The following is a 12587-nucleotide window of genomic DNA, read 5'->3' as shown; positions in this document are numbered from 1 at the left end:
CATCATCGACCCTGCCCGCGACAGGCTCAAGGCATGCCCGGGCGCCGCAGCGTCGTCAGGACTTCGGCTTCAGGTTCTGCACCCGCAGGAACGTATGGTCGCCGATGGTCGCAACCTGATAGGCGTTGCGCCAGCTCGGGCTCGCGATCGCGTGGGCCAGGAAGTGACTGGCGCCGGGCACCACTTCCTTGCGCTCGTCGGCCGGCAGCGCCCAGTTGCGCTGCGACTCCAGCGCGATGGTCACGGACTGCGACCAGGCCTCGGTATTGGTCAGGCGCGTGCGCGGCGAGACGATGGTCGGCGCGAACTGCTTGCGCGCGGTCACCACGTCGCACACCGAGTCGCCCCACAGGCCGCTGTCGGCGCGTCGCAGGGCCACTTCGGCCACGGCGCGCTGGCCCAGGACGGACTGGTCGCGTGCTTCGAGGTACAGCGTTGTGCTGAGGCACAGTGAATCTGCGGCCGGTGGAGGCAGTACCGATGCCAGCCACAGGATCCAGGCGAGTTTCATGACGGCTCCTTGCTCCGTTGCGCCGAACGCGCAGCCATGGCCGGACCCGTTGAGGGCCCGGGCCACCGCAGTGCGGAACGGCCTGGCGTGTTGGGGAGGGCGGCGGCACTCTCTGGCGCTTTGCTGCCCGGGCGCGAAGCCCGCGGGACTGCGGGTCGAACCGGTTCCGCCGAAGACGCGGCGGAGAAAGTGGGCGCACCTTACTGCCGGTTTTCGCAATCCCGGCTGAACAGGGGTTGGTCGGACATTTGCGCTTTCGTCCGGAAGCTGAATGGGATATTCAACCCGGGCTGCGGAAACTCGCTTCGGCTTCGGGCCCTAAAGCCTCGCCGCGAGCCGGCTTCCCTGGTCGATGGCGCGCTTGGCATCGAGCTCCGCGGCAACGTCGGCGCCTCCGATCACGTGCACCTCGGCCTGCACGCCCGTGAGTGCCGCGAGCAGTTCGCGGCGCGGTTCCTGCCCGGCGCAGACCACCACATGGTCGACTTCCAGCACCTGATCAACGCCGTCGATGGAGACGTGCAGGCCGGCGTCGTCCACGCGCCGGTACTCCACGCCGCCAAGCATGCGCACGCCCTTGGCCTTGAGGGTGGCCCGGTGGATCCAGCCCGTGGTCTTGCCCAGCCGCGCGCCCGGGCGCCCGGCGCTGCGCTGCAGCAGCCAGACATCGCGCGCAGGAGGTTCGGGTCGCGCGGGCTTCAGGCCGCCGGGCGTGCCTGAGGCAAGGTCGACGCCCCATTCCTCCATCCAGCGCGCCGTGTCGAGGCTGGGCGATGGACCTTCGTGGACCACGAACTCCGCGACGTCGAAGCCGATCCCGCCCGCCCCGATGATTGCCACCCGTTTGCCGGGAACGACCCGGCCAAGCAGCACGTCGACATAGCCGACCACCGTGGCATGGTCATGGCCCTCGAAATCAACCGCTCGCGGAACCACGCCCGTGGCCAGGACCACGTCGTCGAAGCCGGCCAGCAGCGCGGGCGTCGCCTGCGTGCCCAGGCGCAGCGTGACGCCGGTTGCCTCCACGCGGTGGCGGAAGTAGCGCAGCGTTTCATCGAACTCTTCCTTGCCGGGGATGCGCCGCGCGAGGTTGAACTGGCCGCCGATGGCGTCGCCGGCCTCGAACAGGGTCACCGCGTGGCCGCGCGCGGCCGCGACCGTGGCGCAGGCCAGCCCGGCGGGTCCGGCACCCACCACGGCGATCCGCCTCGGCGCAGTCGTGGGCAGGTAGCTCAGTTCGGTCTCGTGGCAGGCGCGCGGATTGACCAGGCAGCTCGCGCGCCGGTTCTGGAACACGTGGTCCAGGCAGGCCTGGTTGCAGGCGATGCACGTATTGATGCTGTCCGCGCGGCCGGCGGCGGCCTTGGCCACCCATTCCGGATCGGCCAGGAGGGGGCGCGCCATCGAGACCATGTCGGCCTGCCCGGCGGCGAGGACCGCTTCCGCGACGTCGGGCATGTTGATGCGGTTGGTCGCCACCAGGGGCACGGAAACCTCGGGGTGGAGGCGCGCGGTGACGCCGGCGAAGGCGGCGCGCGGCACGGATGTGGCGATCGTCGGCACGCGCGCCTCGTGCCAGCCGATACCGGTGTTGATGATCGTTGCGCCCGCGGCCTCGACGGCGCGCGCCTGGGCCACGATCGCCGGCCAGTCGTTGCCATCCTCGACCAGGTCGAGCATCGACAGCCTGTAGATGATGATGAAGTCCGGGCCGCAGGCCTCGCGCACACGGCGCACCGTCTCCACTGCGAAACGCATCCGGTTTTCGACACTGCCGCCCCAGCGGTCGTCGCGGCGATTGGTGCGCGCGACCGTGAACTGGTTCAGGAGGTAGCCCTCCGAACCCATGACCTCGACGCCGTCGTACCCGGCATCGCGTGCCAGGCGCGCGGCATGGGCGAAGGCGTCGATCCGGCGCTCCACGCCACGCGCGGACAGGGCGCGCGGCCGGAATGGATTGATGGGCGCCTTCAGCGCGGACGCCGACACCGACAGCGGGTGGTAGGCGTAGCGTCCCGCGTGCAGCAGCTGCATGCAGATGCGGGTGTCGTGTTCGTGCACGGCCGCGGTGACCTGACGGTGGCGGGCCACCTCCCATCGGCGCGTGAGCTTCCCGGCGAAGGGTTTGAGCCAGCCGTCGAGGCTCGGAGCGAAGCCTCCGGTGACCATCAGCCCCACGCCGCCGGCGGCGCGTTCGGCGAAATAGGCCGCCAGCTTCGGGAAGTCGCCGCGCCGGTCCTCCAGGCCGGTGTGCATCGAACCCATCAGTACCCGGTTGCGCAAGACGGTGAAGCCGAGGTCCAGTGGAGCCAGAAGGTGGGGGTAGGGCGTGGCGTCGGCCATTTGCATTCGCGGGCGTATGGAATCCCCTACCATGCAGGGAGCGGTACCCGCCGGCAAGTGGTCCGGTCTCCGGGGGAAAAAGGATTTGTTAGACCAACGTTAACGCCGCCTTCACATCCCCGAACCTAACCTGCAGACCGATGGCGGCCCCGGTGGCGGCCGTCCCCCTCACAATCGTGATGCGGTTCGGCTGGTGCCGGTCCGGTCCATATTCGAAGGAGCGACAATCATGATGAACAAGAAGTTGCTGTGTGCGGCCCTGCTGGCCGGTTTCGGCGTCACCCATGCGGCCTCCGCCCAGGAGTTCGATGATCGCTGGTACCTGACCGGCGGCGTCGGCATGAACATCCAGGACAGCGACCGCGACACCCGCAATGCGCCGTTCGGAACGCTGGGCGTTGGCAAGTTCATCTCGCCGGCGTGGTCGCTCGATGCCGAGCTGAACTACCAGAACCCCAACAAGGAAGCCAACCAGGACCTGAACTGGAGCCAGTACGGCATTTCGCTGGACCTGCGTCACCACTTCCTGTCGGAAGGCCGTGGCTGGAACCCGTACGTGCTGATGGGCGTTGGCTACCAGCGTTCAGAAGAAGAATATGACGCGTTCCCGAGCACGGTGTCGCCGGGCGAGCGTGAGGACGGCAACTTCGCCGCGAAGGTCGGCATCGGTGCGCAGGGCGACATCGGCCGCGCCGCGATCCGCACCGAGCTGGCCTACCGCGCCGACTTCGACGACAGCAGCGTCAACGCCCCGGGCGAAGACTGGTTCGGCGACGTGCTGGCCTCGGTGGGCATCGTGATCCCGCTGGGTCCGGAGCCGACCGTCCCGGTCGCCCCGGCGCCCGCACCGGCCGCCCCGAGCTGCGCCGACATGGACAGCGACGGTGACGGCGTGAACGATTGCGACGACCGTTGCCCGGATTCGCAGCCTGGCCAGACGATCGGTCCGGACGGCTGCCCGGTGCCGGTGTCGATCGACCTGAAGGGCGTGAACTTCGACTTCGACAAGTCGACCCTGCGTCCGGATGCGGTGTCGATCCTGAACGAGGCGATCGAGATCTTGAAGCGTTACCCGGAGCTGAAGGTCGAAGTGGCTGGCCACACCGACTCGAAGGGCACCGATGCGTACAACCAGGCCCTGTCGGAGCGCCGCGCGAAGGCGGTGTACGACTACCTGGCCTCGAACGGCATCGACAGCGCGCGCATGGTGGGTCCGACCGGTTACGGCGAGAGCCGCCCGATCGCGCCGAACACCAATGACGACGGTTCGGACAACCCGGAAGGCCGTGCGATCAACCGCCGCACGGAGCTGAACGTCCAGAACTGAGGACGTCGGCACAGGTGACACCACGGAGCCCGGCCTTGTGCCGGGCTTCGTTTTAATGGATGGTTAACATCAGCCTGAATTGTGTATGATTGCGCCGCGACTGGCAGGGCCGGGCGGCTGTGTGGCCGACCTCCCGTGGTCACCGCCATCCCCTGATTCATCCTGACTGTGACACTAGGAGTTGCGTAATGAAGATTCGCGTGCTGAGCACCGCCCTGCTGCTGGCCGGCCTGGGCGTCACCCATGCGGCCTCCGCCCAGGAGTTCGATGATCGCTGGTACCTGACCGGCGGCGTCGGCATGAACATCCAGGACAGCGACCGCGACACCCGCAATGCGCCGTTCGGAACGCTGGGCGTTGGCAAGTTCATCTCGCCGGCGTGGTCGCTCGATGCCGAGCTGAACTACCAGAACCCCAACAAGGAAGCCAACCAGGACCTGAACTGGAGCCAGTACGGCATTTCGCTGGACCTGCGTCACCACTTCCTGTCGGAAGGCCGTGGCTGGAACCCGTACGTGCTGATGGGCGTTGGCTACCAGCGTTCGGAAGAAGAATACGACGCGTTCCCGAGCACGGTGTCGCCGGGCGAGCGTGAGGACGGCAACTTCGCCGCGAAGGTCGGCATCGGTGCGCAGGGCGACATCGGCCGCGCCGCGATCCGCACCGAGCTGGCCTACCGCGCCGACTTCGACGACAGCAGCGTCAACGCCCCGGGCGAAGACTGGTTCGGCGACGTGCTGGCCTCGGTGGGCATCGTGATCCCGCTGGGTCCGGAGCCGACCGCCCCGGTCGCCCCGGCGCCCGCGCCGGCCGCCCCGAGCTGCGCCGACATGGACAGCGACGGTGACGGCGTGAACGATTGCGACGACCGTTGCCCGGATTCGCAGCCTGGCCAGACGATCGGTCCGGACGGCTGCCCGGTGCCGGTGTCGATCGACCTGAAGGGCGTGAACTTCGACTTCGACAAGTCGACCCTGCGTCCGGATGCGGTGTCGATCCTGAACGAGGCGATCGAGATCCTGAAGCGTTACCCGGAGCTGAAGGTCGAAGTGGCTGGCCACACCGACTCGAAGGGCACCGATGCGTACAACCAGGCCCTGTCGGAGCGCCGCGCGAAGGCGGTGTACGACTACCTGGCCTCGAACGGCATCGACAGCGCGCGCATGGTGGGTCCGACCGGTTACGGCGAGAGCCGCCCGATCGCGCCGAACACCAATGACGACGGTTCGGACAACCCGGAAGGCCGTGCGATCAACCGCCGCACGGAGCTGAACGTCCAGAACTGAGGGCGTCGGCACAGGTGACACCACGGAGCCCGGCCTTGTGCCGGGCTTCGTGTATCTGGCGGCTGCTACACTTCCGGCCGGATACCAGCAGTGGATACAGGTGATGAAGCGTCTGACGTGGCTTGTGGTGGCGACAGCGGGCCTGGCGGCCCCCGGCCTGGCAACGGCGGCGGTGGATTGCGCTGGCCTGCCCAACGCGGGCGCGAGCGTGCAGCGCGTGACCGTGCTCGCGCCGCTGGCGCTCGAGTTGACGGCGCCGTCGTACATGCTTGGCGCCAACAGCGGTGTGCTCGGGCACGCCTATGACGAATCGCAGACCGTCGATGAGGTGTTGCTGCGCCGGCGCATCGAGGGATGCCGCAACGTCGCCATCGCCACGCCTGCCAGCGTGGCCGATCCGAACGACCCGGCCGCGTACAAGCCCCGGACCGAATTCGACAACGGACCCTGGCGCTTCGACATGAACCAGAACGGCCGGCAGATGACCGCCGACGAATTCGATGCCTGGATGAAGTCCCGCGGTGTGCGCATTGCGCGAGGAGCCGCGCCGGCTGTCGCGCCCCCGGCCGACGCAGCGCCCGACGCGGCGGCCGACGGCCAGCCGGCCCCCACCACCACCGACGGCGAACCCCGCTGAGGTCGGGCGCGCGCCCGGGTGCCCGTCATGGGCTGGCGCGCGTGCTGTCCAAGCGCGGCATCTGTTCGCGCAGCGAGGCCGAGCGGAGGATCCGCGACGGAAGGGTCACGGTCGACGGGCGCCTGGTGCGCGATCCGGAGCATCCGGTTGCAGTCGGTTCCGCGCGCATACGCGTTGACGGCGTGGATGCGGAGGCGCTGTCGCCACGCTTCCTCGTGCTGAACAAGCCGCGTGGCCTGGTGACCACGACGAGCGACGAACGTGGCCGCGATACCGTCTACCGCTGCTTCGACGGTGCCGGCCTGGGCTGGATCGCGCCCGTGGGGCGCCTGGACCAGGCCAGCGAAGGCCTGCTCCTGTTCACCAACGATCCGGCATGGGCCGCGGCCATCACCGACCCCGCGTTCGGTCCCGACAAGACCTACCACGTGCAGGTCGACACCTGTCCCGGAACACCCCTGCTCGAGGCGATGGTGCGCGGCCTCCGCTGCGATGGTGAGCGCCTGTCGGTCGCGTCGGTGCGCGTGCTGCGCGAGGGCGGCCGCAACGCCTGGCTTGAAGTGGTGCTGCACGAGGGCCGCAACCGCCAGATCCGCCGCCTGCTGGCAGCCTGCGGGTTGGAGGTGCTCCGGCTGGTGCGGGTGGCGATCGGCCCCGTCGTGCTGGGCGATCTGGCCAAGGGCGCGTGGCGCGCCCTGGACGAGGCCGAGCTGGCGGGGCTGACGCCGCCAGCCACGCCTGCCGCGGCCTGAGGACTGGCCGGACCGTCTCAGGCCTTCAGCACCCCGAGCTCATGGCCGATGCGGGTGAACGCGTCGATGGCCCGGTCGAGGTGCTCGCGCGTGTGCGCGGCCGAGAGCTGGGTGCGGATGCGCGCCTGGCCCTTGGGCACGACCGGGAAGAAGAAGCCGATCGCGTAGATGCCCTCTTCGAGCAGGCGTTCCGCGAAACGCTGCGCCAGTGGTGCGTCGTAGAGCATTACGGGGCTGATCGGATGGGTGCCGGGTTTGATGTCGAAGCCTGCGGCGGTCATGCGCTCGCGGAAATACCTGGTGTTTTCGGCCAGCCGTTCGCGCAGGTCGCCGGCCGCATCCAGCATCTGGAACGCCTTCGTGCCCGCGGCCACGACGTGCGGCGGCAAGGAGTTCGAGAACAGGTAGGGGCGCGAGCGCTGCCGCAGCAGCTCGACGACCTCCGCCTTGCCGGTGGTGAAGCCGCCCAGCGCGCCGCCCATGGCCTTGCCCAGCGTGCCAGTGATGATGTCGATGCGGTCGAGCACGCCCTTCACCTCGGCCGAGCCGCGGCCGGTGGCGCCGAGGAAGCCGGTGGCATGGCACTCATCGATATGGACCAGGGCTTCGTACTTCGCTGCCAGCGCCGTAATTTCGTCCAGCGGGGCGATGAAGCCGTCCATCGAGAACACGCCGTCGGTGGTGATCATGATCGTGCGCGCGCCATCGGCGCGGGCCTGCTGCAGCTGCTTCTCGAGGTCCACCATGTCGCAGTTGGCGTAGCGGTAGCGCTTCGCCTTGCACAGGCGCACGCCGTCGATGATCGAGGCGTGGTTGAGCGAATCGCTGATGATCGCGTCCTCTTCGCCCAGCAGTGGCTCGAACAGGCCGCCGTTGGCGTCGAAGCAGGCGGCGTAGAGGATGGTGTCCTCCTTGCCGAAGAACTCCGCGATCGTCTTCTCCAACTCCTTGTGCAGGTCCTGGGTGCCGCAGATGAAGCGTACCGAGGCCATGCCGAAGCCGTGCGTATCAAGGGCGTCGCGCGCGGCGGCGATGACGTCCGGATGATCGGCCAGGCCGAGATAGTTGTTGGCGCAGAAGTTCAGCACGCTGCGCCCGTCCTCCAGCGTGATCTCGGCGGACTGCGGACTGGTGATGATGCGCTCGGCCTTGAACAGGCCGGCCTCGCGGATCTCGTCGAGGGTGTCGGCGTAGCGCTGGGTGATGGACATGGTCGGGACGCCTTCGCGAAAACGGATCCCGGATTCTACGTGTCGCCTTCAGCCTTTGCCGCCGCGACCCTGCTGCAACACCTGGCTTTTCAGCCAACCATCCCACAGGGCCTGTAATGCGGGCACATCGTTTGGCAGCCCGTGCGTCGCACCGTCCGAAGCCAGCCACTGGTCGAACGTGGCGCCGCCGGCGATTGCAGCGCTGATCGGGACGAGGATGCGCGGGTCGCCACTGGTCTCGGCCAGGAACAGGGCCAGCAGCAGCGATTGTCCGTAGAAGCTGTCAAGGCCGGGGAATCCGCCATCGGTCGCGACCGTCATCTGCACGCCTGATCCGGACCGCGGGCCGCGGGACAGCGCGCGACCGAGCGCGGCCGACCGGACCGGATGCTCGGCCTGGAGGAAATCGCCCAGATCGGGGATGGTCCGCGGCCGGTGCTCCGCCGCGTCGATGAACGATCCCACGTGGCGCGCCTGGGCTTCGGGCGGCTCCATGAGGATGGCAGTCGCTTCGTCCAGCCAGTCCGGGGCTGGCGTGCCGTAACGCTCCTGCAGCGATTGCACAGCGTCCGGCCAGTACATGGCGGCATACATCGCATGGCCGACCTCATGACGCAGCGTGGTCGCCTCCTGTTCCGCAGCGCCAGCCAGGGCCCGGATGATCCGTTCGCGATTGAGCCCTGCCTGGCGCACGGCGCGCTCGGTCATGGTCCGCTTCGCACTGGCGGGCAGCCAGACCTGGGCGTAGTCGAGCCCGTGGGCCCGGGCATAGTCCCGGGCGACGAGCGGGTCCAGGTGCGTACTCAGGATCAATGCGCCCGACGGCACGCGGCCGAAGTGGATCGCGTATTGCTGCGCCGCGTCGCCGAGCGCACCCGCCGCCCGCTTGGCCTCTTCTTCGGTGTCGGCGTATGCCAGCCCGTAGGGGGTCGACACGCACACCGGTGCAGGCGGTGCTTCGACCTCCGGGCATCGCAGGTCGCCCGCCGTCGCGACACCGGACGTGGCCAGCAGTGCCACCATCGAGAACAGCTTGAACACGTGCACCACCTTCCCTGGTTGGAGTCTCGACCGCGGCGATCAGCTGTCCGCGGCGTGAAACGGACGGCTCAACGCCAGTCGAGCACCACCTTGCCCGACTTGCCCGACTCCATCAGGTCGAAGCCTTTCTGGAATTCGTCGGCCGGCAGCTGGTGGCTGAGCACCTTGTGCAGCGGGAAGCCCGACAGCACCAGCTGGGTCATCTTGTACCAGGTCTCGTACATGCGGCGGCCGTAGATGCCCTGCACGGTGAGCCCCTTGAAGATGATCCGGTCCCAGTCGATGCCGGCGCCGCGCGGCAGGATGCCCAGCAGGGCGACCTTGCCGCCGTGGTACATGCAGTCGAGCATGTCGTTGAAGGCCGCCGGGTTGCCGCTCATCTCCAGGCCGACGTCGAAGCCGTCCATGTGGAGCTCCGCCATCACGTCCTTGACCGAGGTCTTGCTGACGTTGACCACGCGGGTGGCGCCCATGTCGGCGGCCAGCTTCAGGCGGAAGTCGTTGACGTCGGTGACCACCACGTTGCGCGCGCCGATGTGCTTGCAGATGCCCGCGGCCATGACGCCGATCGGGCCGGCGCCGGTGATCAGCACGTCCTCGCCGACCACGTCGAACTCCAGCGCGCAGTGCGCGGCGTTGCCGTAGGGGTCGAAGAACGCGGCCAGCTCGCTCGGGATCTGGTCTGGAATCGGCCACAGGTTGGAGGCGGGCATCGCGATGTATTCGGCGAAGGCGCCGTTGCGGTTGACGCCGATGCCGACCGTGTTCGGACACAGGTGCTGGCGCCCGGCGCGGCAGTTTCGGCAGTGGCCGCAGACGATGTGGCCTTCGGCCGAGACCCGCTGGCCGATGGCATAGCCGGTCACGCCGGGACCCATCGCGACCACGCGGCCGACGAACTCGTGTCCGATCACCAGGCCCTGCGGAATGGTGCGCTGCGCCCACTCGTCCCAGAGGTAGATGTGCAGGTCGGTGCCGCAGATCGCGGTCTTCTCGAGGCGGATCAGGACCTCGTTGGGGCCCGGCTCGGGCACCGGGACTTCCTCCATCCAGATGCCCTTGGCGAGCTCGCGCTTGACCAGCGCCTTCATGGTGGTGGGGATGGCGGCGTGTTGCGGCTGCGACATGGTAGGGCCGATCGATGGGCTGGGATGCGCATTGTACCGCTGCCCCCGGCGGTGACCGTCGGCATTTGCCTGCGGCGGCCGGGACGGCCTAAGGTCGCGGGCTGTCCAGACCACCGGGGATCCCATGCGCCTGCGCTTCACCACTGCGGCCATTGCCGCACTCCTGCTTCCCGCCGCCGCCCACGCCGACGAGGGCATGTGGCTGCCGTCCCAGCTGCCGGAGATCGAGACCGCCATGCGCGGGGCGGGGTTCCAAGGCGATCCGGCGAACCTGTCCGATCTCTCGCGGCCGCCGATGAGTGCGGTGGTGTCGCTGGGTGGCTGCACCGCGAGCTTCGTGTCGCCGCAGGGCCTGGTCGTCACCAACCACCACTGCGCGCACGGCGCGATCCAGCTGAATTCGACGCCGGAAAACAACCTGATCGTGAACGGCTTCAACGCCGCCACGCCCGCCGAGGAGCTCTCCGCCGGCCCGGGTGCGCGGGTGCTGGTGACCGACCGCTTCGAGCGCATCACCGACCGCATCCTCGCCGACGCCCGCGGCAAGACCGGACGCGCCTACCACGACGCCGTCGAAGCCGCGTCCAAGGCCGCCGTGGCCGAGTGCGAGGCCGAGCCCGGCTACCGCTGCAGCGTCGCCGACATGTATTACGGCACCGACTTCCACCTCGTGCGCCAGCTCGAGATCCGCGATGTCCGCCTGGCCTACGCGCCGCCGGATGCGATCGGCAGCTACGGCGACGAGATCGACAACTTCATGTGGCCGCGCCACAGCGGCGACTTCACCTTCTACCGCGCCTACGTCGGGCCGGACGGCAAGCCGGCGGCGTATTCGCCGGACAACGTGCCATACGAGCCTTCGGCGTGGCTCACCGTGTCGACGGAGCCGCTGGCCGAAGGCGACTTCGCCATGCTGGCCGGCTATCCCGGCCGCACCTTCCGCCACCGCACCGCCGCCGAGTTCGCGGACCAGGTGGAGTGGCAGCTGCCGTCGCGTGTGGAGCTGATGACCGCGCTGCTGGCGGCGGTCGACGCTGGCACCGCCGGTGATGCCGACGCGGAGGTGCGCTATGCCGCGCAGGTGGCGGGCCTGAAGAACACCCTCAAGCGCGCCCAGGGCGAGCTCGACGGCCTGCGCCGCAGCGACGCCGTGGCCGAACGCCGCCGGCAGGAGTCGGCGATGTCCACGTGGCTCGCAGGCCAGCCCGATGCCGCCGCCGTGCGCGCCGACATCGACGCCGCCGCGACGGTGATCGCGTCCGCGCGCGCGACCCGCGAGCGTGACCAGCTGTTCGGCCTGATGCAGGCCCAGACCCAGCTGCTGCGCGGCGCCATGCAGCTGCAGCGCCTGGCGCTGGAGCGCGGCAAGCCCGACGCCGAGCGCGAGAGTGGCTACCAGCTGCGCGACGAGGCCCGGATCGAGGCCGTCCTGCGCCAGGCACAGCGTCGCTACGCGCCCGCGGTGGAGCGCGCGATCCTGTCCGAGCTGCTGGTCCGCCACCGCGCGCTGCCCGCGGACCAGCGCGTGCCGGAGATCGAGGCCGTGTTCGGCGCCGATGCCTCGGCCACCGCAGCCGCGCTGGAGTCGCTGTACGCAGGCACCGCGCTGGCGGCCGAGGACGAGCGGCTGCGCTTGATGGCCGCCGATCCCGCGGAGGTGCAAGGCTCCGATGATCCGCTGATGCGCGCCGCCGCCACCCTGCAGCGCGCGGTGCTGCGCTTCGAAGGCGAGGACAAGGCGCGCGCCGGCGAACTCCTGCGCCTGCGCCCGGCCTATATGCGTGGCATGATCGGCCACGCGCGCAGCGAGGGCAGGGCGGTCTACCCCGACGCCAATTCCACCTTGCGCGTGAGCTACGGCCGCATCGAAAGCCTGCAGCCGCGCGATGCGGTCCGCTGGTCGCCGCTGACGACCGTCGAGGGCATCGTCGAGAAGCACACCGGCGTGGCCCCGTTCGATGCCCCCGACCCGCTGCTGGACGCCATTGCACGCCGCGACTTCGGCGCCACCATGGATCCAGGCCTGGGCACCCAGACGGTCAACTTCCTCACCAACCTCGACACCACCGGCGGCAACTCGGGTTCGCCGGTGATGGACGCCCGCGGGCGCCTGGTCGGCCTGAACTTCGACAGCAACTGGGAGGCGGTCAGCGCCAGCTGGAAATTCGACCCGCGCTACAAGCGCGCGATCCACGTCGACGCCCGCTACATGCGCTGGATCATGGCCCGCGTCTATCCCGCTCCGCAGCTGCTGCGCGAGATGGGCCTGCCGCTCGACCAGGCCGACCGCGCACTCCCGGCCGCCGCCGCCGGCCGCTAGACTCCGACCCATCCATCAGAATCCAGGATACG

The 12587-nt window shown here is 69.1% G+C and carries 10 protein-coding genes; 5 read left to right on the top strand and 5 right to left on the bottom strand.

Annotation, left to right across the window (positions count from 1 at the left end; genetic code table 11):
• Positions 1-55: 55 nt before the first annotated feature.
• Both ACW5F0_RS11615 and ACW5F0_RS11610 read right to left on the bottom strand, forming a co-directional pair.
• Entirely contained in the window at positions 56-511 is a 456-nt protein-coding gene (locus ACW5F0_RS11615; RefSeq protein ID WP_456965777.1) for a cell wall hydrolase, read from the bottom strand.
• 318 nt (positions 512-829) lie between these two features.
• Positions 830-2860 carry an oxidoreductase gene (locus ACW5F0_RS11610; RefSeq protein WP_456999788.1) on the bottom strand — a complete coding sequence of 677 codons (2031 nt, stop codon included), beginning with the start codon at positions 2858-2860 and terminating at the stop codon, positions 830-832.
• A 226-nt stretch (positions 2861-3086) separates the two neighbouring features.
• Between ACW5F0_RS11610 and ACW5F0_RS11605 the strand changes: the two genes are divergently transcribed.
• From ACW5F0_RS11605 to ACW5F0_RS11590, 4 genes are all read left to right on the top strand, one after another.
• Positions 3087-4181 carry an OmpA family protein gene (locus tag ACW5F0_RS11605; protein WP_456999787.1) on the top strand — a complete coding sequence of 365 codons (1095 nt, stop codon included), beginning with the start codon at positions 3087-3089 and terminating at the stop codon, positions 4179-4181.
• 188 nt (positions 4182-4369) lie between these two features.
• A complete protein-coding gene (locus ACW5F0_RS11600; RefSeq protein ID WP_456999786.1) occupies positions 4370-5467 on the top strand; it encodes an OmpA family protein in 1098 nt (365 codons plus the stop codon).
• Between the two features lie 103 nt (positions 5468-5570).
• Positions 5571-6104, top strand: a complete 534-nt coding sequence (locus ACW5F0_RS11595) for a hypothetical protein (RefSeq protein WP_456966010.1) — start codon at positions 5571-5573, stop codon at positions 6102-6104.
• The gene (locus ACW5F0_RS11590) at positions 6101-6856 is read left to right on the top strand and encodes a pseudouridine synthase (RefSeq protein ID WP_456966011.1); all 756 of its coding nucleotides are present in this window, start codon (positions 6101-6103) and stop codon (positions 6854-6856) included. Before ACW5F0_RS11595 ends, ACW5F0_RS11590 begins: the two co-directional genes overlap by 4 nt.
• A gap of 17 nt (positions 6857-6873) precedes the next feature.
• Here the strand turns inward: ACW5F0_RS11590 and kbl are convergent, their stop codons facing one another.
• From kbl to tdh, 3 genes are all read right to left on the bottom strand, one after another.
• The gene (gene kbl, locus ACW5F0_RS11585; RefSeq protein ID WP_456965779.1) at positions 6874-8067 is read right to left on the bottom strand and encodes a glycine C-acetyltransferase; all 1194 of its coding nucleotides are present in this window, start codon (positions 8065-8067) and stop codon (positions 6874-6876) included.
• A 48-nt stretch (positions 8068-8115) separates the two neighbouring features.
• Entirely contained in the window at positions 8116-9108 is a 993-nt protein-coding gene (locus tag ACW5F0_RS11580) for a hypothetical protein (RefSeq protein WP_456999785.1), read from the bottom strand.
• A gap of 68 nt (positions 9109-9176) precedes the next feature.
• Complete coding sequence (gene tdh, locus ACW5F0_RS11575; RefSeq protein ID WP_456966012.1) at positions 9177-10211, bottom strand: L-threonine 3-dehydrogenase; 1035 nt, start codon at positions 10209-10211, stop codon at positions 9177-9179.
• A gap of 148 nt (positions 10212-10359) precedes the next feature.
• Here tdh and ACW5F0_RS11570 point away from each other — a divergent pair, with 148 nt between their 5' ends.
• Positions 10360-12555 (top strand): S46 family peptidase, encoded by a 2196-nt coding sequence (locus ACW5F0_RS11570; RefSeq protein ID WP_456999784.1) that lies wholly within the window; start codon positions 10360-10362, stop codon positions 12553-12555.
• Positions 12556-12587: the final 32 nt, after the last annotated feature.

The organism is Luteimonas sp. A534, assembly GCF_054072805.1.
The sequence above is the reverse complement of the archived record's forward strand: the minus strand, read 5'-3'. Positions and strand labels throughout refer to the sequence as shown.